This is a genomic window from Enterobacter sp. 301B, assembly GCF_003850715.1.
GTDB classification, from domain to species: Bacteria; Pseudomonadota; Gammaproteobacteria; order Enterobacterales; family Enterobacteriaceae; genus Enterobacter; species Enterobacter intestinihominis.
In genome coordinates this window covers 249,013-269,817 of record NZ_PQTC01000003.1, presented here as the reverse complement: position 1 = coordinate 269,817, position 20,805 = coordinate 249,013, and the positions used below count along the sequence as shown (strand labels likewise).

The window sequence follows — 20,805 nt, the reverse complement described above, 5'->3', positions numbered from 1 at the left end:
GGCAGCAGAGAATGTGAATCGATGAAGATTTTTACAAAATAGCAAGTCCGGAAGCGATTTAGAAATAAATAAAAGAGGCCCTGCGGCCTCTTTTCATCGCATCATACATGCGCTTCTTTATACAGTTCGCGCTGCGGCTGACGGATCGTGGTGGACAGCGCCAGCGAAATAATCAGCAAAGCGAATATCACGCAGAAGGTCACGTAGAAGCCGCCAAACAGCGAGGCAATCAGTGAACCGCAAATACTGCCGATACCGAAGCCGAGATAAATGACGCCGTAGTTTTTCGCCAGGTTGTTCAGGCCGAAGAACTCGCTCACCAGTGACGGGAAGACGGTAATAGTGCCGCCAAAGTTAAAGGCTACGCAGGCAATTGCTGCAAAGAATGTCGCCTCGTTCAGCGGAGCGAACAGCAGTGCTGCCATACCCACCAGGGAGATGACCTGCCCCAGCGTAATCACACGGATACGGGCGATTTTGTCAGACAGGATACCCAGTACCAGACGACCCGAGAGGTTAGCGATGGAGATGACCGTCACCGCGTTCGCCGCCGTCGCCGCGTCCAGTTTTACCATCCCCTGCGCGATATCTTTCGCCACACCGATGACATACAGACCGCTCATGCAGGCCGTCAGGAACATCACCGCCAGCATCCAGTACTGCGGCTTACGCATGGACTGAGCGAGGGTGAAATCGTTCTCCACCACGCCGTTAACGGTTTTCACTTCCTGCTGCGGCGCATCTTTCATCAGCGTGGCGCCGAAGAGGATCATTACCAGCACAATCACGCCCCAGATCATAAAGGTTTTCTCAAGCCCCACCGAGGCCAGCAGATGGGAGTCAATGAATTTGAACCCCAGGCTGCCCAGGCCATATGAACCAATGGCAAACGCGGAGATAAGCCCTTTACGCTCCGGGAACCACTTCACGCAGTTAGACAGCGTCAGCAGATAACCTGCGCCGTCCGCCAGACCCACCAGCACCCCGGCGCTTAGCCACAGCATCATCAGGTTGTTTGAATGTGCCGTCAGGAAGAAGCCCACGCCCAGCAGGATCCCGGAGGCCATGGTTACGCGCTTCACGCCGAAGCGCTCCTGAAGTTTGCCCGCCACGGAAGAGGAAATCGCTAATCCAAGGCTCAGCAAGCCGAAGGAGAATGCCACCTGGCTTATCGGTGCGCCGAGCTTATCGGACAGGGCGCTGTTAAACAGGCTCCAGGTATAGACCGAGCCCAGTGCGAACTGGGTAACGATGGTGCCGAAAAGCGTCAGCCAACGCGTGCGGTTATAAGTTGATGTGTTCATGGCAGTGTCCTGCAAGAGAAATTAAGGAAGTTCGCTGAGGACACGATAAACAAAACCCCAAAACGCCAGGGGTAAAACGGCATGAAATGCAGGAGATACGGAATGAAATGCCTGGAAGCGGGAATGAATGACCTTGCCGGAAAAGAAAACGCTTAAAGGTGAGTGACCACTATCACCACAGCCCGCGCCGTTATTGTATTAAATATGTTACCGCAGCGTTTAAAAAAGTAACAACCCTAAAATTTGGCGCTTAAGCCCAGGGTGTACAAATATTCTTCCTCCGACTGCTGGTTGTAGCTGATCTTCGCCCAGGGATGTAAATCACCATACTGCGTATCAACGCGCCACCCCAACGAGTTCACGCTGGCATGCCAGAGGGGATCGGTAAGCGGCTGCGTGGTAGTTACCTCACCAAATGCATTCACCGTTGCAGGGGGAGCGCCATCAGTGCGCCACGCCATGACGGGGCCGGTGGTAAAATGTCCCGCCACGGGAAAATTCCAGCCAACGCTCAGAACGGTTTCCGCATCTGAACCGGATGGGTCGTTCAGGGCAAAGCCCGCAGCATTCTGCGAATGGTTGATACGCTCCGCGAGAATATCTTCATAACGAGGTTGGTGATCGGCGTCCCATGTATAGCGTTCCGTCGTATTACTTTGTGCATCTGAAACGATATATTCCTGTTGCCACGCAAAAGCGGTGTTACATATAAGCAGGCAGGCTGAGACACCCACCAGGCCAGAAGCAGCATGGCGACCACTGATTTTTTTTAACATCATCAAAGCGACTCCAGAAAGAGCCGAGTTCGGCGATATATGTCATTGTTCGAAGAGGTATTAGGGCGTATAGCCCTGTATTAACTATTGTCTCTTTAGCAAACACGTCAAGCCGGGCAGATTGAAATTTTTGCGTTTACCGTATCAGGAAGGGAGATGACCTATGCAACGTTGCGGCTGGGTAAGCCAGGATCAGCTTTATATCGATTATCACGACAAGGAATGGGGCGTGCCGGAAACCGACGGTAAAAAACTGTTTGAAATGATTTGCCTTGAAGGCCAGCAGGCCGGGCTGTCGTGGATCACCGTTCTGAAAAAGCGTGAGAACTATCGCAAGGCCTTCCACCATTTCGATCCGGTTGCGGTGGCCGCCATGACCGACGAAGACGTGGAAAGGCTGGTTCTGGATACCGGTATCATCCGCCATCGCGGTAAAATTCAGGCCATGATTGGTAACGCGCGTGCTTATCTGGCGATGGAGCAAAACGGCGAACCCTTCTCAGCTTTTGTCTGGTCGTTTGTGGATAACGAGCCGAAGGTGACGCAGGCCGCCACGCTTGCAGAGATCCCAACGTCGACCCCCGCCTCAGATGCCCTGTCAAAAGCACTGAAAAAACGCGGCTTTAAGTTTGTGGGCACCACCATCTGTTACTCCTTTATGCAGGCCTGCGGGCTGGTCAATGACCACATTAAGGGCTGCTTCTGCCACCCGGAGGGCCACCATGATCCGCAAATGGCAAAGTGAGGATACCGCTCCGCTTTTGAGTCTGTGGCTGGAGAGCACCACCGAGGCGCATCCGTTTATCGACGCAAGTTACTGGCAAGCGAATGAAGCGGTAGTGCGGGATGATTACCTTCCCGCCGCCGAGACCTGGGTCTGGGAGGAAAACGGTACCCTGTGCGGTTTTATCAGCGTCATGCAGTTCCAGTTCGTGGGGGCGTTGTTTGTCGCCCCGGCGTTCATCGGAAGGGGGATCGGGCGTACGCTGCTGAACTATGTTCAGCAGCACTACCCATATTTAACCCTGGAGGTGTATCAGAAAAACGTGCGGGCGGTGAATTTCTATCATGCTCAGGGTTTTCGCATCGAAGACAGCGCCTGGCAGGATGATACCCAACACCCGACGTGGATCATGAGCTGGCAGGCGGATCAAATGCCGTAAGGGGAAGCGCCGGCCCCTCATATTTCTCCACCCATGCCAGCGCCGTATTCCCCGCACAGCCATTCCCCAGCTTCGAGCTGGGGAGATCTTTGGTCAGCACGTTTACGGCGCCGTTCTTACAAATACCGCCCTCGTCCAGCGCCAGATCCGGCCATGCTCCCTGATGAATGCAGAACACGCCTGGGCGGATCCCGTCACTCACCACGGCGCCAGCCAGCACCTGCCCGCGTGCGTTCCAGACGCGAACGAGATCGCCGTCGTTAATCCCCCGCGCCTTTGCATCGTCGCTATTCAGCGCGATCGGCTCACGACCCGCCACCGCATACTGCTCGCGCAGAGCCGAATAGTTGAGCTGGCTGTGCAGACGATGGGCAGGATGGGCAGACAGCAGCTGAAGCTGCCCCGGCTGCGCATTGCCATGCCATTCGTCCGGCTCCAGCCACGCCGGGTGCGGCGGGCAGTCCGCGTAGCCAAAGCTGGCGATGCGCTCGCTGTGGATCACAATCTTCCCGCTTTCGGTTTTTAACGGGTGATTCTCCGGATCGCGACGGAAGTCAGCAAAGCGCACAAACCGCGCGTTCTGCTCGCTTTCCGGCATTTCGAAGAGTTGATTCGCCTCCCAGAACTCAGCAAATGGCGGCAGCGTCACGCCCTGCGCAGCCCCGCGCTGGCAGGCAATCTGGTAAAACGTTTCCAGCCATTGCAGATCCGTTTTGCCCTCGGTGAAACGCTCCCGTCCGCCCGCTTCCCATAATTCACTCAGGTCAGCAAAGACGTCATAATCATCCCGCGCTTCATCCCGGGGAGCCACGACGCGCTTCATCGGTACCATATGCTGGTTGCTGTAATCCCCCGTCATGGTGAGATCGTTACGCTCGAACGAGGTCGTGGCGGGCAAAACGATATCGGCATGTTTCGCTGACGCGGTCCAGAAGCACTCCGAGATCACCACCAGCTCCGGTTTCTGCCAGGCGCGGATCAGGCGGTTGGTATCCTGGTGATGGGTGAAGTTGGCCCCACCCGCCCACCAGACAAACTTAATATCCGGGAAATGGCGATCCTGACCGTTGTGCTGATAAAACCCGCCGGGGTTCTCCAGAGATTCAACAATGCGTGCCACCGGAATTTTATCCACAGCGTCCACGCCACCCTGCACCGAGCCCTGCATGGACGCCAGCACCGCCGCTTTACGCGTCGGGTTACCGCCGTTGGCAAAGTGATAGGAAAGGCCAAAACCGCCGCCGGCTGTGCCAATCTGCCCAAGCATCGCGGCGAGCGTCACCAGCATCCAGTGCTTCTGCTCGCCAAACTGCTGGCGCTGCATCCCCCATCCGGACATGAGCATCGTGACATGGCTATGGAATAACGCTGCCAGTTCGCGGATTTTAGCGGCATCAACGCCGCAAATCGCCGCAGCCCACTCTGCGGTTTTGGCGATACCGTCGGTTTTGCCCGTCAGATAGTCGGCAAATTTATCGAACCCCGTTGTGCAGCGCGTCAGAAATTCCGTGTCGTGCCAGCCGTTCTCCACCAGGGTGTGGGCGATACCCAGCATCATCGCCACGTCGGTGCCCATATGCGGCGCGATCCACTCGGCGCTGTCGCCGAAGAAATCAAGCGTTTCAGAACGCATCGGATCGATACAGATGATGCGCTTGCCGCTTTTGCGCAGCGCATCGAAGTAGGAAACGCCCTGCTCGTCGGACGCATTCCAGGCAATTTTAAGGGTATTGAGCGGGTTGGCGCTCCACAGCACCACCACCTCTGTATGCTCCAGCACCAGCGGCCAGCTGGTCTGCTGCTGATAAACCTCATTCCCGCCCACGACATACGGCATGATCGCCTGCGCCGCGCCGGTCGAGTAATCACCCAGATGGCCGGTATATCCTCCGGCCAGGCTCATATAGCGTTGCAGCAGGGTTGCGGCCTTATGCAGCACGCCGTTTGAGCGCCAGCCATAGGAGCCGGCAAAAATGGACGACGGGCCATAGCTGTCGCGGATGCGTTTATGCTGCGTATGGATCAGCGCCAGGGCATCGTCCCAGCTCACGCGCACGAACTCATCCTGCCCGCGAATACCTTGCGGTTTATCCGGTGACGCCAGAAAGCCTTTACGCACCATCGGCCAGCGTACGCGGGTTTTGCTATGTACCTGATCGCGAACGACGGTCTGTAAAGAGTTGAGATGGCGCGAAGGCAAAGCCCCGCGAGACGACAGCACGGTGTCGCCATCGGTTTCGACCAGCATCGGCCCCCAGTGGGCGGCGGTCAGAATGGTTTTTGTTGAGGTGCTCAAAGCGTGCGCTCCTGGTTGCGTGCAGGTATGACGGCCTTTCATTGAGGCAGTTTATCGTTTGTGACAAATTTCAGAGTTATACACTGAATTTTCTCCGTATTCGGACGTCATAATCCACTGCCACGTCCGTCGTGGCAAAGAATAAAAAGGATTAAGGAAATAAGATGAAAAAACGCGTACTCGTTATTGCCGCTCTGGTGAGCGGTGCACTGGCTGTTTCAGGCTGCACAACCAACCCTTACACCGGCGAACGCGAAGCGGGTAAATCCGGCATTGGCGCGGGTATTGGTTCCCTGGTGGGCGCTGGCGTTGGCGCACTCTCCTCCTCCAAGAAAGATCGCGGTAAAGGTGCGCTGATTGGCGCAGCGGCAGGTGCAGCCCTGGGCGGCGGCGTGGGTTATTACATGGATGTGCAGGAAGCAAAACTCCGTGACAAAATGAAAGGTACAGGCGTGAGCGTGACGCGCAGCGGTGACAACATCATCCTGAACATGCCAAACAACGTGACCTTTGACAGCAGCAGCGCGACGCTGAAACCCGCAGGCGCGAACACCCTGACCGGCGTGGCCGCGGTGCTGAAAGAGTACAACAAAACTGCCGTGAACGTGATTGGCTACACCGACAGTACCGGCAGCCAGGATCTGAACATGCGTCTGTCGCAGCAGCGTGCCGATTCCGTGGCCAGCTCGCTGATCACCCAGGGCGTAGAAGCGAACCGCATCCGCACCAGCGGCATGGGTCCGGCTAACCCGATCGCCAGCAACAGCACGGCGGAAGGCAAAGCGCAGAACCGCCGCGTTGAGATTACGTTGAGCCCTGTGCAGTAGGTAAAAGCAAAACGGCAACCCTGTTGCCGTTTTAGTGTTTGCGCCCTCTCCCGTGGGAGAGGGTTGGGGTGAGGGCATCAGACCGCCACCCGGCAAATTGCTTGATTCGTCAGATTTTCCCGCTAAGGTATTCTCACTAATTTCAGGGAAATCAGCGATGAGCAAACCAACCCGGGCCACCATCAGCGACGTGGCGAAAGCCGCCAAAACCGGTAAAACCAGCATTTCACGCTACCTCAACGGCGAGAAACACCTGCTTTCCGATGCACTGCTGGCGCGAATTGAACAGGCCATTGCCGATCTCGACTACCGTCCCAGCCTGATGGCGCGCGGCCTCAAGCGGGGTCGTACCCGTCTGATTGGCCTCATCATCGCCGATATCACCAACCCTTACTCCGTTAACGTCCTCAGCGGCATTGAGGCGGCGTGCCGTGAGAAAGGCTTTACCCCGCTGGTCTGTAACACCAATAACGAAGTTGATCAGGAGTTGCACTACCTCGATCTGCTGCGCAGCTATCAGGTGGAAGGGATCGTGGTCAATGCCGTCGGGATGCGCGAAGAGGGACTAAATCGCCTGCAACAATCGTCGCTGCCGATGGTGCTTATTGACCGCAAAATCCCGGAATTTGCCTGCGATGTGGTCGGGCTGGATAACACCCAGGCGGCCACCACTGCCACCGAACATCTGATTGAACAGGGTTTCGAAGCCATTTTGTTCCTGAGCGAACCGCTGGGTATGGTTAACACCCGCCGCGACCGCCTGGCTGCATTTCGTGCCACGCTGGCGCGTTATCCCGGTGTGATCGCCGAAAATGCCGAAATCCCCCTCCATGAAGCCGGTCAGCTGGATAATACCCTGCGCCAGTTCCATACCCGCCATCGGGGTATGCGCAAAGCGGTGATCTCCGCGAACGGGGCGCTGACGCTTCAGGTTGCCCGCTCGCTTAAACGCATTGGCCTGCACTGGGGCAGCGACATCGGCTTACTCGGCTTTGATGAACTGGAGTGGGCTGAACTTGCTGGCGTAGGCATTACCACCCTCAAACAACCCACCTGGCAGATCGGCTATGCCGCGGTTGAACAAGTGGTTCGCCGCATTGAAGGCACCCGCGACGCCGTACGCGAGCAGGTTTTTTCTGGCGAGCTGATCGTTCGCGGCTCTACTGCCCGTTAATTTCCCCTTCGTGACAGCGATCATAAATTCAGCATCCCGATCTTTTCTTTGGAACCGGTTCCATCTAGCGTAATACTATCGATTACGCCCTGGAGTCAGGAAATGAGCAGGAAAATTATGGTGGTCACCGCCGCGTATGGCGCGGATCAGGTGCGACAAGCAGGCGGTCAACGGGCGATGCTTCCCGTTATTGCCGGCGCAGGGGCTGATGGCGTTGAAATCCGCCGCGAGCTCTTCAGCAGCGACGAGTTAATGGCCCTGCCTGCGCTCGGCGAGTCCATTGAACTGCTGGGTTTACTGGCGTGCTACTCCGCCCCGGCCCCCCTGTTTATGCCCGATGGAACCCTCAACCCGGATCTTCCGCGCTACCTTAGCGAAGCCAGCACCCTGAACGCCCTGTGGCTTAAAGTCTCGCTGGGCCATTTCAGCGACAAACAACCGCTTGAAGCCCTGCGCGTACTGCTGGATGAAAGCGGCATGACGCTGGTGGTGGAAAACGACCAGACCGACTGCGGTCAGCTCGCTCCGATGCAGCGCTTCAAAGCCGCCTGCCGGGTAATGGCGCTGCCGGTCACGCTGACGTTCGATATGGGCAACTGGCTGTGGGTTGGCGACTCCCCGGAAGAGGCTGCACGTCAGTTGGCTCCCGCCGTGAGCTACATTCATGTGAAGGCCGCGGTCCCGCATAAGGCGCAATTCCGCGCCGTCGCGCCGGATCAGACCGATTCTCGCTGGCGGGATCTGCTTAATCAACTGCCTGCCGATGCGCCACGCGGTATCGAATTTCCGCTGGAAGGGACGGATCTCACCGCCGTCACCCGCCATTACGTCAACCTGCTGCGCGAGGAGTAAACCATGCACAAGACGCTGGATGTCATCACCATCGGCGAGGCCATGGCGATGTTTGTCGCCACCGAAACAGGCGAGCTGAACGCAGTGGAGCACTTTATCAAACGCGTTGCAGGTGCTGAGCTGAATGTTGCTACCGGCCTTGCGCGGCTGGGGCTGAATGTTGGCTGGGTAAGCCGCGTGGGAAATGACAGCTTTGGCCATTTCGTACTCGACTCGCTGAAAAAAGAGGGCATTGATGCCGCAGGCGTGACCCTCGACGGACGCTTCCCGACGGGTTTTCAGCTGAAATCTAAAGTTGAAAATGGAACCGATCCCATCGTGGAGTATTTCCGTAAAGGCTCAGCGGCAAGCCATCTCTCCGTGGATGATTATCACGCCGCGTATTTCTCCTCCGCGCGCCACCTGCACCTGAGCGGCGTGGCGGCGGCGCTCTCGGCCAGTTCGTACGATTTACTCGATCATGCCGCTTCGGCAATGAAAGCGCAGGGCAAAACGATCTCCTTTGATCCAAACCTGCGTCCGGTGCTGTGGAAAAGCGAAGCGGAGATGGTTGAGAAACTCAACCGACTGGCGTTTCAGGCGGACTGGGTACTGCCGGGGGTAAAAGAGGGAATGATCCTCACTGGCGAGAGCACGCCGGAAGGCATTGCTGATTTTTACCTCAACAAAGGAGTAAAAGCCGTGGTGCTGAAAACCGGTGCTGACGGTGCATGGTTCAAAACTGCCGACGGCGAGCAAGGCGCCGTCGCTGCGGTAAAAGTCGATAACGTGGTCGATACCGTGGGTGCGGGCGATGGGTTTGCCGTCGGGGTCATCAGCGCCCTGCTGGAGGGCAAACCGCTGTCGCAGGCCGTGGCGCGAGGCAACAAAATTGGTTCGCTGGCGATTCAGGTGCAGGGCGACAGCGAAGGATTACCAACACGAGCAGAGCTCGGAGTCTGAATTCCCTCTCCCTGCGGGAGAGGGCCAGGGTGAGGGCAGCAATCCGCACCAGATAATTAAGCCACCGTGTACCCTACAGACAACGGCGGCAACAACCTCAACAACAGAGGCAAGCCTATGAACAGTTCGACCAATGCAGTAAAACGCTGGTGGTACATCATGCCAATCGTGTTTATCACGTACAGCCTGGCGTACCTTGATCGTGCCAACTTCAGTTTTGCATCCGCCGCCGGGATCAACGAAGACCTCGGGATCACCAAAGGGGTTTCCTCCCTGCTGGGCGCCCTCTTCTTCCTGGGTTATTTCTTCTTCCAGATCCCCGGCGCGATTTACGCTGAACGCCGCAGCGTGCGAAAGCTCATTTTCATCTGCCTGATCTTATGGGGTGCATGTGCATCGCTGACTGGCGTGGTGAATAATATTCCTGCTCTGGCGGCTATTCGCTTTATTCTCGGCGTGGTTGAGGCGGCCGTCATGCCAGCAATGCTGATTTACATCAGCAACTGGTTCACAAAATCTGAGCGTTCACGTGCCAATACGTTCCTGATACTCGGTAACCCGGTCACCGTGCTGTGGATGTCGGTGGTTTCCGGCTATCTGATCCAGTCCTTCGGCTGGCGCGAGATGTTCATCATCGAAGGGGTTCCCGCGATTATCTGGGCCTTCTGCTGGTGGGTGCTGGTGAAAGATAAGCCAGCCCAGGCAAAATGGCTTTCTGAAGACGAAAAAGCCGCACTCCAGGCGCAGCTGGATAAAGAACAGCAGGGGCTGAAAGCGGTACGTAACTACGGCGAAGCCTTCCGCTCCCGGAACGTTATTCTGCTATGCGCACAGTATTTTACCTGGAGTATTGGCGTGTACGGCTTTGTTCTGTGGCTGCCGTCGATTATCCGCAGCGGCGGTGAAAACCTTGGCATGGTGGAAGTGGGCTGGCTGTCATCAGTGCCTTACCTGGCTGCAACCATCGCGATGATTATCGTCTCCTGGGCATCGGACAAGCTGCAAAACCGTAAGCTGTTCGTCTGGCCACTCCTGCTGATCGCTGCTTTTGCCTTCATTGGTTCCTGGGCCGTAGGCGCGAACCACTTCTGGGCCTCGTATACGCTGCTGGTGATTGCGGGTGCGGCCATGTATGCCCCGTATGGTCCGTTCTTTGCCATCATCCCGGAAATGCTGCCGCGTAACGTCGCAGGGGGCGCGATGGCGCTGATCAACAGTATGGGTGCGCTGGGTTCGTTCTTTGGCTCGTGGTTTGTGGGCTATCTGAACGGCGCCACCGGCAGCCCTTCAGCTTCTTACATCTTTATGGGGGTGGCGCTTTTTGCCTCGGTATGGCTTACTCTGATCGTTAAGCCTGCTAATAATCAACAGCTACCCGTCGGCGCACGCCACGCCTGAATCCTTTTAAATCAACGGAGATTAGCATGAAGCCGTCCGTCATTTTGTACAAAGCACTGCCTGAAGATCTGCAAAAACGCCTGGAGGAACACTTTACCGTTACCCGGGTAAAGAACCTCAGCCCGCAAACCGTGGCACAGCACGCCGACGCGTTTGCCTGCGCCGAGGGCCTGCTGGGTTCAAGCGAAAAGGTGGATGCAGCGCTGCTGGAGAAAATGCCGAAGCTTCGTGCAACCTCAACCGTTTCTGTGGGCTACGACAATTTCGACGTGGATGCGCTTAACGCGCGCAACATCCTGCTGATGCACACGCCACATGCTCTGACGGAAACCGTCGCCGACACGCTGATGGCGCTAGTGCTCAGCACTGCTCGTCGCGTGGTGGAGGTGGCTGAGCGCGTGAAAGCGGGCGAATGGACGAAAAGCATTGGCCCGGACTGGTTCGGCGTGGACGTACATGGCAAAACGCTGGGGATTGTTGGGATGGGCCGTATCGGTCTGGCGCTGGCACAGCGCGCCCATTTCGGCTTCAACATGCCCATTCTGTATAATGCCCGCCGTCATCACGCTGAAGCTGAAGAACGTTTCAACGCCCGTTACTGCGAGCTTGATACGTTGTTGCAGGAAGCCGACTTTGTCTGCCTGATCCTGCCGCTGACGGATGAAACGCGTCATCTCATCGGCAGGGCGGCGTTTGAAAAGATGAAGAAATCGGCCATTTTCATCAACGCAGGTCGCGGCCCGGTGGTCGATGAGAAGGCGCTGATTGAGGCACTGCAAAACGGTGAGATCCACGCCGCCGGTCTGGACGTGTTTGAACAGGAGCCACTGCCGGTGGATTCTCCGCTACTGAACATGCCAAACGTCGTCGCCCTGCCCCACATCGGCTCTGCAACTCATGAAACACGCTACAACATGGCGGCGACCGCCGTGGATAACCTGATTGCCGCGCTCGGCGGTAAAGTGGATAAGAACTGCGTTAACCCGCAGATACAACAGTAGAAACGAAAAAACCCGCCAGAAGGCGGGTTTTTGAATTTTGTGCTACTGGGTTGGAAGCTTACAGGCTTACAACGTTACCAGCTGCTGGGCCTTTAGCGCCGCTTTCGATGGTGAAGGAAACTTTCTGACCTTCATCCAGAGATTTGTAGCCATCGTTCTGGATAGCAGAGAAGTGTACGAACACGTCTTTAGAGCCATCGTCAGGAGTGATGAAGCCGAAACCTTTATCAGCGTTGAACCATTTTACCAGACCAGTCATTTTAGCAGACATAGAAATTACCTTATTAACAAATATATTGTGCCTTCCGGCTTGATGGATTGCGTTACAGATTTTTAAGCGATGAAGGAAGGGTCACTACGAAGGGTATCTATGGATAACAATCTGGACTGCTTTACTAAACTGCTTTAGGTCTGTGTAACAAACCGACGAAGATAGTTATACCGATATGGTAGAAGAATGACAAGCGTTATTTTCATCATGCATAAAAAAACCCCGCCGAAGCGGGGGTTTTTCTTATTCCGTTGCAGCGACCGCTGCGCTCCAGGCCTGGCTAAAGGCCTGATGCTGGGACGCCAGCGGCCCTATCAGCGTATTGTACTGACTCGCCTGCTGGGAGGTCGGGAACTGGATACCGTTAGAGACGAAGCTCACCTGCGTACCCTGCTCATTAATAAAGTCACCCACCTGAACCAGCTGCTGAGTAAAGACTTGCGCCGCCGGGATCAGTGGTTGCAAGGCGTTTGACGGCTTGGTCACGACTTTCTCATACACCTGGTCATAAACCGGCTTGAGATCCTCGTCCTGCTTCAACGCGGAGCGCGACGCATCAGCCTGCATTTTGGCATTTTGCAGCTGCTGGCTCAGTACCCCAAGCGCGCCATTTGACTGGCGCAGCGGTTCGCGCTGGGTCATATAATCCTGTGGAACGCGAATGGCATTGACGCTATCCACGACCGGGCGAATGCCCGAATCCATCGCCTGGCTTACCTGCTGTGAATAGCCATACAGAATGGCGTAATCCGACACGAATGGACCAAACTTTTTTTTCTGATCCGCAGTCAGCGTTGGTAAACGCTCGCCGCTACGCATCACTGTATTCTGTAAAAAATCGATAAACGCTTTGCGCTGATCGCCTTCTTTATCGAAACACCCACTCAGGCTAACAACCATCAACAACGCCGCAATAGGCGCAAACCAGCGAGAGCAGGACTTTCCTGTCGCCATTTTATTACTCCTTTCACCCAAAAAGCGCACACCGGCACACGCGTGCCCAACGCTGACAAGGATAGTCCAGGTCAGCCTTGCAAGATAGAGTTTTCATGCAAAACGGGTATTGCCGTTTTTGTACTGACTATTTACAAAAAAATACCTGTGCATCCCTACATATGATTAATCAGGTAATTAGCATAACTATCCATATAGCTGAAACGGGTAAAGCGATCGTTATCGCACAATTAATCACAACCGTGACGATCCTGTGTTTGGTTTAGGGACTATTCTTAACATGCTCTCTGATGTTCATGATCCCGATGTGTGATTTATGAGGAGTTCTCAATGGAATTAAAAGATCCTGAGTTTGAGCTGCTGAGCAGCCTGGAACAGATTATTTTTAAAGATGTACCGCCGACGGTTACCCTGAATCAAAAGTCCAATCCTTTTAGTGAATTTGAGCGTTTACGCAAAGGGTCGGGCCTGAAAACAGATGAATTCGCAAGAGCGATGGGTGTCAGCGTAGCGATGGTGCTGGAGTGGGAGTCAAAGCGTGAAAAACCTACCCCAGCCGAGCTAAAGCTGATGCGCCTGATCCAGGCAAACCCTGACCTTCGCAAGCAGTTAGCCTGATAAAGTTTGTTTGCCCCCGCCCTTGCGGGGGCTTGTGTTTAGAAGCTTTCACATCGCCATCCCGACTCTTCCCACACCAGCTCATGCGTCAGCTTTAATCCTGCTAAAAACGCTTCATCGTGCGACACCACCAGCAGCGCGCCGGGATAATCGGCCAGGGCCGCTTCAATGGCCTGAACGGAAGCCAGATCAAGATGGTTGGTAGGCTCATCCAGAAGCAACAGCTGCGTTGCCGCTTCACGCCACAATACGCAGGCCAGTGCGGCCTTCAGGCGCTCGCCGCCGCTTAGATCGGCCAGTGGAAGTGTCACTTTCTCTGCGCCCAGCTGAAGCTGCGCTAAACGGGTACGCAGCGCCCCCTCTTCGAGCGGTGTATTGCCCAGGCTAAGGTGTGTCATCACCGACTGCGACAGATCCAGCCGGGAAAGATGCTGATCGAGATAAGCACATCTGACGGAGACCTTACAGGTTCCCGTAACAGGGGCGGTTTCGCCCAACATCACTTTCAACAGCGTGGATTTCCCACAGCCGTTCTGCCCGCGTAGCGCCACGCGCATCGGGCCATCCATTCGCCAGTTTATCGGGGAGACAGGCACGTGCGGAAGCACCAGTTCTTCCAGCACCAGCACCTGTTTTCCTTCCGGGATTTCACTGCCCGGCAGGGTAAACATCACCGCGTTATCCTCTTCAACCCGCTCGCGTGCCTGGTTAACCGCAGCGTTCAGGGCATGATTTTGATCGCTATGCTGTTTTTTCCAGGAACCAATCCGCTCTTTCGCCGCCCCTTTGTATTTGACCCGTTCAAACGAGGCGATGTTAAGGCTGTCGACCGTGCGAAGCGTTTTGGCCGAACGCCGCTGGCTGTCGTCATGCTCTTTATGCATACGGGCGCGGGTACGCTTGCGTTCGGTGGCAGCATGCTCCAGCGCGGCGCGGGCAGCCAGTTGCTCAGCATTACGCTGGGTTCGATAGTCAGCATAATTTCCGCCGTAGCTGCGCAAGCCCAACGCGCTCAGTTCAAGGATACGCGGTACCTGGGCCAGCAACTCACGGTCGTGAGAGGCCACCAGCACCCCGCCCTGATACCGGGAAAGCTGCTCGTAGAACCACACGCGGCCTTGACTGTCGAGGTGGTTGGTCGGTTCGTCCAGCAGCAGGTAATCAGCATCCGCGGTGAATGCGCCGCACAGCAAGGCACGAATGCGCTCGCCGCCGCTTAGCTCTGCCGCGCGTTTGTTCGGCTCAAAAGAGGGAAGTTTTGCAGCGATAAAAGCCTGGCTTAGCCGTTCAGCCAGATCCCAGTAACCATCGAGCGTGTCGAGATCGTCGGGTTCATAATGACCGCCGTCGATGCGCGTGCGCGCCGCAAAGATCGCGTCGTAACCAAGCAGTCCGGCAAGAGTCGTATCCGCAGAAATATCCTGCTGCTGCGCCACATAGACGTGTGTACCAAAGCGCTCAATGTGACCGCTGGCGGGTTCATCAACCCCTCCCAGCAGACGCAGAAGGCGTGTTTTACCGCTGCCGTTGCGGCCAACCAGCGCACACACTGACGCATCCAGAGAAAGATTCAGTGGACCAAAAAGGATATCGCCCGTCGCAAACTGACAGGTGACCTGATGCAAAATAAAAGAGGGGGATTGCGCAAAATGAGCCATAAGCACTCCTGAATGAAATCAAAACATCCCCTGCCGACGCGATGCGTTGAGCAAGGATCGAAATTCATCAGTCGTGTTTGTTCATTTTTGGGGGGCGCTCCTGAGGGCGAAATTTAACGGGAACAAGAATAACGGCAATGCGCCGCCCATTTCAAGGTTAAATTTTCACCAGCGCTATTGCCCGAGCGTAAAAAACCCGCCGAAGCGGGTCTCACAATCAGATAAACGCAAACGCATCGCCAAACAGACGATCTTCCCGCGCGTCACGCTCGTTGCAGAACAGGTCGCGGGCAATTTTCGCCATTTCAAAGCGACCGGCAATGTAGATATCGTGCCCGGCCAGCGTTCCGTGATCCTGCAATACCGCAGTCAGCACCGTACCGCTGCGCCCGCGCCAGCCCTCTTCCGGCTGCTCGACAACCGGCTCAATGCGCAGGTTTGGATGATTGACGCTCAGCGCTTCCAGCTCAGACAGATCGTAAAGGTGCTTCTCTTCACGGCCGCCCCAGTAGATGGTGATATCGCGATTTGGATTACGCGCCAGCGCCGTCAACAGAATAGAGCGGACATAGGAGAAGCCTGTACCACCGGCAATCAGGATCAGCGGACGGTCTTCGTCTTCACGCAGCCAGGCCTCGCCATGAGGAATATCGACCACGATTTCACGCTCTTTCAGGATGCGATCCATCACGGCCATCGCGTACAGGTTAAGCTCAGACGCACCAATATGCAGCTCAATAAATTCCTTCTCTGCTGGCGTTGAGGCCATAGAGAAAGGACGCTTATCACGCTCGTCCATCACGACCATCAGGTACTGACCGGCACGGAATGAGAATGCCGCTTCAGGAACCAAACGGACGCGATATACGGTGTCGGTAATAGCATCTACCGACGTCACTTTACAGCTTAAGGTTGTCATTCGCTCTCTCTGTCGGGAAGTCTATAGGGCTAAACGGTCTTATTCTGCCTTACCGTTATTCATTATGGCCAGCTCGTCCCAGATCGCGTCAATTCGCGCGGTCACGGCAGGATCTTTTTCGATCGGGCGACCCCATTCACGGTCGGTTTCGCCAGGCCATTTGTTCGTGGCATCCAGTCCCATTTTTGAACCAAGGCCGGAAACCGGCGAGGCAAAGTCCAGATAATCAATCGGCGTGTTTTCCACTAACACCGTATCACGCGCCGGATCCATACGCGTGGTGATGGCCCAGATGACGTCATTCCAGTCGCGGGCATTGACGTCATCATCGCAGACAATCACAAACTTGGTATACATAAACTGGCGCAGGAAAGACCATACGCCCATCATCACGCGCTTAGCGTGACCGGCATACTGCTTCTTCATCGTCACCACCGCCAGGCGATACGAACACCCTTCCGGCGGCAGATAAAAATCAACAATTTCCGGGAACTGCTTTTGCAGGATCGGCACGAACACTTCGTTCAGCGCCACGCCAAGTACCGCCGGTTCATCCGGTGGACGGCCGGTGTAGGTAGAGTGATAGATGGCATCTTCACGCTGGGTAATGTGCGTGACGGTGAATACCGGGAAGTTATCCACTTCGTTGTAATAGCCGGTGTGGTCGCCGTACGGTCCTTCGGGTGCCAGCTCGCCCTGTTCAATGTAACCTTCCAGCACGATCTCTGCGCTGGCTGGCACTTCCAGGTCATTGGAGATGCACTTCACCACTTCGGTTTTGGTGCCGCGCAGCAGCCCTGCAAAGGCATATTCCGACAGCGTATCAGGAACAGGCGTCACCGCGCCCAGAATGGTTGCCGGATCGGCACCCAGCGCGACGGAAACCGGGAAGCGTTCGCCCGGATGGGCCGCGCACCACTCCTGGAAATCCAGCGCGCCACCGCGGTGGGACAACCAGCGCATGATGAGCTTGTTTTTGCCAATCAACTGCTGGCGGTAAATGCCGAGGTTTTGACGCTCTTTATGCGGCCCACGCGTCACGGTGAGGCCCCAGGTAATCAGCGGTGCGGCATCTTCAGGCCAGCACTGCATGATCGGAATTTTGGTCAGATCAACCGCATCGCCTTCCAGCACTTTTTGCTGGCATGGCGCGCCGCGCAGGCGTTTGGTGGGCATATTCAACACCTGCTTAAACTGCGGCAGCTTGTCGAACAGGTCGCGGAACCCTTTTGGCGGCTCCGGCTCTTTCAGAAAGGCCAGCAGTTTGCCCACTTCACGTAACGCCGTGACATCTTCCTGCCCCATGCCCATCGCCACGCGGCGAGGTGTGCCAAACAGGTTGCACAGTACCGGCATAGCGTAGCCTTTTGGGTTTTCAAACAGCAACGCCGGGCCGCCCGCGCGCAGGGTGCGGTCAGCGATTTCTGTCATTTCCAGATACGGATCAACAGGAAGCGTAATGCGTTTGAGTTCGCCCTGCTTTTCCAGCAGCGCCAGGAAGTCGCGTAGATCGTGGTATTTCATGCAGTTAATCATGGCCTCTCTGTAAGCGCTTCATTATACGGCGTAAGACCGCGTGATGCTGTAATTTTGTTAAATTAGCGTGAACTTCCACGACTTACTCTCTTTTTCGCCATTATAATCACCTTAGCGATCCCGCCAGGGTTTTGGTATGCTTGCGCCCCGAACAATGGGAAGAGTGATTATGCAGGCCTGGTATTTACTGTATTGCAAACGCGGGCAACTTCAGCGCGCACAGGAACATCTTGAACGTCAGTCTGTTAACTGCCTGACGCCCGTGATCACGCTTGAAAAAATGCAGCGTGGAAAACGCACGACCGTCAGTGAGCCTCTGTTCCCGAACTATCTGTTCGTTGAGTTCGACCCCGAAGTGATCCACACCACGACGATCAGCGCCACGCGCGGCGTCAGCCATTTTGTACGTTTTGGCGCCCATCCGGCAAGAGTACCGTCATCGGTTATTCATCAGCTCTCTGTCTACCAGCAGCCTGAAGATATTACCGATCCGGAAACCCCTTATGCCGGGGACAGCGTGGTGATCACCGAAGGCGCTTTTGAAGGGTTACAGGCCATCTTCGCTGAACCAGACGGTGAAGCGCGTTCTATGCTGCTGCTCAACCTGCTGAACAAAGAGGTGTTGCAGAGCGTTAAAAACACCGATTTCCGCAAAGTTTAGAACTGCACGCCGAACAGACGACGCACGTTGTCATCGGTTTGGGCTGCCAGCCACTGCGCATCTTCCCCGCGCCAGTACGACACTCGCTCAGCAATGTGTCCCAGATAAGCCGGTTCGTTACGTCGTGATGCCGGTTTGGGCTGCATATCCCGGGGCAACAGATACGGCGCATCCGTTTCCAGCAACAAACGATCGGCCGGGATTACGGATAACAGCTCGCGCAGCTCCAGCCCACGACGCTCATCGCACACCCAGCCCGTGATACCCAAGTAAAGCCCGCGGTTCAGGCAATCCAGCGCTTCCTGACGGGAGCCCGTAAAGCAGTGCAACACCGCGCCTGGCAGTTTCTCCAGCCAGGGGTCCAGTAGCGCCAGAAAACGTTCATGCGCATCGCGACAGTGCATAAACACCGGCATCCCCAGCTCTGCAGCCAGCGCGAGCTGGGCGGTAAATGCCATCTCCTGCTCTTCAGGCGTCGAGAAGTTACGGTTGAAATCAAGCCCGCATTCGCCAATGGCAACCACTTCTGGCGTAGCCGCCAGACGATGAAGCGCCTCAGCGCTTTCATGCGCCCACTGGCTGCTGTCATGAGGGTGCACGCCTGCGGTGGACCAGCAGTGTTGATAGCGTTGCGCCAGCAGCTGTGCCTGCTCGCTCTCATACAGGTTCGTTCCCGTCAGTAACAGCCCGCTCACGCCGGCGGCAAAGGCGCGCGCCACCACCTCATCGCGGTCTTTCGCAAACTGGGCGCTGGTCAGGTTAAGCCCGATATCAAACATACGTATCCCCATATGACAACCGCCCTGACGGGCGGTTGGTTTTATTCTTTAGTAGTCTCTTCAGACGGCTCGTCTTCTTCGTCCCGGGTACGCCCCTTTCCGACGTAGAAACGAGCGAAGAATACGCCGACTTCAAACAGGCAGTACATGGGTATCGCCAGTAAGGTTTGCGAGAAGACGTCCGGTGGCGTTAACAGCATACCTACGACAAATGCCCCCACCAGGATGTACGGGCGCTTCTTACGTAGATCGTCAGGCGTGGTCACCCCCACCCAGCAGAGCAGGACAATCGCGACGGGCACCTCGAAGGCGACACCAAACGCCATAAACAGCGCCATCACGAAGCTGAGGTAGCTGGCGATGTCCGTCGACACCTGTACCCCTTCCGGCGCGGTATGCGTCAGGAAGCCGAAGGCCAGCGGGAAGACAACGAAGTAGGCGAACGCCATACCGATATAAAACAGCAGCGAACTGGACACCAGCAGCGGAATAACCAGCTTGCGTTCATGCCTGTACAGCGCGGGTGCCACAAATGCCCAGACCTGATACAAAATGACCGGCGCAGAGGCAATCAACGACACCCAGAAGGTCAGCTTGATCGGGGTAAAGAACGGCGAGGCAACGTCCGTTGCAATCATCGTTGCGCCCAGCGGCATCTGCTTAATCAGCGGTGCGGAAACCACCTGATAGATATCGTTGGCAAAATAGACCAGACATAAAAAAATGAGGAAAACCGCAATAATGCAGTTTAACAGACGCTTACGCAGCTCAATGAGGTGCGTAATCAGCGGTTGAGTATCATCTACTGCCATGTTTACGCTTTATCACTCGACGAGGGGGATGATTCGGAAACGGGCGCGGCGGGTTTTACCTCAGCCGTTTTGACCACGGGCTCTTCCGGCGGCACCTGCTTTTTCACTTCGGGCTCCTGCGGCGATTGCTCTGGCGAAGCAGCATGATGTTCCGCGCTGGAAGGCGTCACACCCTCGCGCTGCTCTTCGCTGCCCTTCACCACCGGATTATGGATGGTGTTTGCTTCATCACTCGCCTTCTCAGGATCGTTAACGCTGTATGAGCGCTTCATGGATTCAGCCGCTTCGCGCAACTCATCCATGGATGCTTTCAGCTCCGGCGTCAGGTTGTCCATGCTCGCCTTTTCAACCTTTTTCAGGCTGTCCTGAAATTCCTGAAGCTTCAGTTCCTGCGCCAGCTCGTTCTGCACGGTCGTTGCCAGCGAACGGAGCGCACGCACCCAGCCCACGACAGTTTTTACCGCAACGGGTAAACGCTGCGGCCCCAGCACAATCAAACCAATCACAAAGACCAGCAGTAACTCACCAAAACCAATGTCGAACACGAATTACACCTGCTCTTTATCGTGACGTTTGGCCTCTTCCTTTTTGGCTTCGTCCTGCTTATCGGTGATAGATTTAGCGGTAAAATCAGCGTCCTGACCGCTTTTTTCCTGCTTATTCTCATCATCGCTCATGGCTTTCTTGAAGCCTTTGATTGACGCGCCCAGGTCGGAACCAATTGATCCGAGTTTTTTCGTGCCGAACAGCAGCACAACGATGACGGCAATGATCACTAACTGCCAGATACTGATACCACCCATGCGTGTTCCCCAGTGATAGATGATTAATTAGTCAGATCGCATTATACGTATGCAATCCCTC

The 20,805-nt window shown here is 55.8% G+C and carries 22 protein-coding genes; 10 read left to right on the top strand and 12 right to left on the bottom strand.

Features of this window, described 5'->3' with window-relative positions; genetic code table 11:
• Positions 1-101: 101 nt before the first annotated feature.
• Both C3451_RS05535 and C3451_RS05530 read right to left on the bottom strand, forming a co-directional pair.
• Positions 102-1,304 carry an MFS transporter gene (locus C3451_RS05535; RefSeq protein WP_023299065.1) on the bottom strand — a complete coding sequence of 401 codons (1,203 nt, stop codon included), beginning with the start codon at positions 1,302-1,304 and terminating at the stop codon, positions 102-104.
• A gap of 236 nt (positions 1,305-1,540) precedes the next feature.
• Positions 1,541-2,083, bottom strand: coding sequence for a lipase (locus tag C3451_RS05530; RefSeq protein ID WP_023299064.1), 543 nt, complete (start codon positions 2,081-2,083; stop codon positions 1,541-1,543).
• A 160-nt stretch (positions 2,084-2,243) separates the two neighbouring features.
• On the opposite strand from C3451_RS05530, the gene tag reads away from it, so the two are divergent.
• A complete protein-coding gene (gene tag / locus C3451_RS05525; RefSeq protein ID WP_045621359.1) occupies positions 2,244-2,825 on the top strand; it encodes a DNA-3-methyladenine glycosylase I in 582 nt (193 codons plus the stop codon).
• Complete coding sequence (locus C3451_RS05520) at positions 2,803-3,243, top strand: N-acetyltransferase (RefSeq protein WP_045621357.1); 441 nt, start codon at positions 2,803-2,805, stop codon at positions 3,241-3,243. Before tag ends, C3451_RS05520 begins: the two co-directional genes overlap by 23 nt.
• On the opposite strand, the gene C3451_RS05515 is transcribed toward C3451_RS05520, so the two are convergent.
• The gene (locus C3451_RS05515) at positions 3,212-5,581 is read right to left on the bottom strand and encodes a molybdopterin guanine dinucleotide-containing S/N-oxide reductase (RefSeq protein WP_045621355.1); all 2,370 of its coding nucleotides are present in this window, start codon (positions 5,579-5,581) and stop codon (positions 3,212-3,214) included. The genes C3451_RS05520 and C3451_RS05515 overlap by 32 nt on opposite strands.
• Positions 5,582-5,703: 122 nt before the next feature.
• On the opposite strand from C3451_RS05515, the gene C3451_RS05510 reads away from it, so the two are divergent.
• From C3451_RS05510 to ghrB, 6 genes are all read left to right on the top strand, one after another.
• The gene (locus tag C3451_RS05510) at positions 5,704-6,366 is read left to right on the top strand and encodes an OmpA family lipoprotein (protein ID WP_022646688.1); all 663 of its coding nucleotides are present in this window, start codon (positions 5,704-5,706) and stop codon (positions 6,364-6,366) included.
• Between the two features lie 157 nt (positions 6,367-6,523).
• Complete coding sequence (locus C3451_RS05505; RefSeq protein ID WP_032626516.1) at positions 6,524-7,540, top strand: LacI family DNA-binding transcriptional regulator; 1,017 nt, start codon at positions 6,524-6,526, stop codon at positions 7,538-7,540.
• Between the two features lie 102 nt (positions 7,541-7,642).
• Positions 7,643-8,392, top strand: a complete 750-nt coding sequence (locus C3451_RS05500) for a xylose isomerase (protein WP_023305240.1) — start codon at positions 7,643-7,645, stop codon at positions 8,390-8,392.
• A gap of 3 nt (positions 8,393-8,395) precedes the next feature.
• Positions 8,396-9,334, top strand: a complete 939-nt coding sequence (locus C3451_RS05495) for a sugar kinase (RefSeq protein ID WP_022646685.1) — start codon at positions 8,396-8,398, stop codon at positions 9,332-9,334.
• A 117-nt stretch (positions 9,335-9,451) separates the two neighbouring features.
• Entirely contained in the window at positions 9,452-10,732 is a 1,281-nt protein-coding gene (locus C3451_RS05490) for an MFS transporter (protein WP_001089079.1), read from the top strand.
• 26 nt (positions 10,733-10,758) lie between these two features.
• Positions 10,759-11,733 carry a glyoxylate/hydroxypyruvate reductase GhrB gene (gene ghrB / locus C3451_RS05485; RefSeq protein WP_022646684.1) on the top strand — a complete coding sequence of 325 codons (975 nt, stop codon included), beginning with the start codon at positions 10,759-10,761 and terminating at the stop codon, positions 11,731-11,733.
• A 58-nt stretch (positions 11,734-11,791) separates the two neighbouring features.
• On the opposite strand, the gene cspA is transcribed toward ghrB, so the two are convergent.
• Both cspA and C3451_RS05475 read right to left on the bottom strand, forming a co-directional pair.
• Complete coding sequence (gene cspA / locus C3451_RS05480) at positions 11,792-12,004, bottom strand: RNA chaperone/antiterminator CspA (protein WP_003860775.1); 213 nt, start codon at positions 12,002-12,004, stop codon at positions 11,792-11,794.
• Positions 12,005-12,247: 243 nt separating this feature from the next.
• A complete protein-coding gene (locus C3451_RS05475) occupies positions 12,248-12,958 on the bottom strand; it encodes a DUF3053 domain-containing protein (RefSeq protein ID WP_045621354.1) in 711 nt (236 codons plus the stop codon).
• Positions 12,959-13,288: 330 nt separating this feature from the next.
• Between C3451_RS05475 and C3451_RS05470 the strand changes: the two genes are divergently transcribed.
• Complete coding sequence (locus tag C3451_RS05470; protein ID WP_003860776.1) at positions 13,289-13,576, top strand: HTH-type transcriptional regulator; 288 nt, start codon at positions 13,289-13,291, stop codon at positions 13,574-13,576.
• Between the two features lie 38 nt (positions 13,577-13,614).
• Here C3451_RS05470 and C3451_RS05465 read toward each other — a convergent pair whose 3' ends face one another.
• The 3 genes from C3451_RS05465 to ubiD all read right to left on the bottom strand — a co-directional run bounded on the left by C3451_RS05465 (position 13,615) and on the right by ubiD (position 17,686).
• A complete protein-coding gene (locus C3451_RS05465) occupies positions 13,615-15,234 on the bottom strand; it encodes an ABC-F family ATP-binding cassette domain-containing protein (protein WP_063139094.1) in 1,620 nt (539 codons plus the stop codon).
• A gap of 217 nt (positions 15,235-15,451) precedes the next feature.
• The gene (fre, locus tag C3451_RS05460) at positions 15,452-16,153 is read right to left on the bottom strand and encodes an NAD(P)H-flavin reductase (protein WP_003860778.1); all 702 of its coding nucleotides are present in this window, start codon (positions 16,151-16,153) and stop codon (positions 15,452-15,454) included.
• A gap of 39 nt (positions 16,154-16,192) precedes the next feature.
• Positions 16,193-17,686: a 4-hydroxy-3-polyprenylbenzoate decarboxylase gene (gene ubiD / locus C3451_RS05455; protein ID WP_088581798.1), complete on the bottom strand. Its 1,494-nt coding sequence runs from the start codon at positions 17,684-17,686 to the stop codon at positions 16,193-16,195.
• A gap of 172 nt (positions 17,687-17,858) precedes the next feature.
• Between ubiD and rfaH the strand changes: the two genes are divergently transcribed.
• Positions 17,859-18,350, top strand: a complete 492-nt coding sequence (rfaH, locus tag C3451_RS05450; protein ID WP_032626529.1) for a transcription/translation regulatory transformer protein RfaH — start codon at positions 17,859-17,861, stop codon at positions 18,348-18,350.
• Here the strand turns inward: rfaH and tatD are convergent.
• From tatD to tatA, 4 genes are read right to left on the bottom strand one after another with little or no spacing between them, the layout of a single operon-like run.
• A complete protein-coding gene (gene tatD, locus C3451_RS05445; RefSeq protein WP_045621349.1) occupies positions 18,347-19,129 on the bottom strand; it encodes a 3'-5' ssDNA/RNA exonuclease TatD in 783 nt (260 codons plus the stop codon). The two genes, rfaH and tatD, sit on opposite strands and share 4 nt — an antisense overlap.
• Before the next feature lie 41 nt (positions 19,130-19,170).
• A complete protein-coding gene (tatC, locus tag C3451_RS05440) occupies positions 19,171-19,941 on the bottom strand; it encodes a Sec-independent protein translocase subunit TatC (RefSeq protein WP_022646678.1) in 771 nt (256 codons plus the stop codon).
• A gap of 2 nt (positions 19,942-19,943) precedes the next feature.
• Positions 19,944-20,486 (bottom strand): Sec-independent protein translocase protein TatB, encoded by a 543-nt coding sequence (tatB, locus tag C3451_RS05435; protein ID WP_045621347.1) that lies wholly within the window; start codon positions 20,484-20,486, stop codon positions 19,944-19,946.
• Between the two features lie 3 nt (positions 20,487-20,489).
• Positions 20,490-20,744 (bottom strand): Sec-independent protein translocase subunit TatA, encoded by a 255-nt coding sequence (gene tatA / locus C3451_RS05430; protein ID WP_045621346.1) that lies wholly within the window; start codon positions 20,742-20,744, stop codon positions 20,490-20,492.
• Between the last annotated feature and the right edge of the window lie 61 nt (positions 20,745-20,805).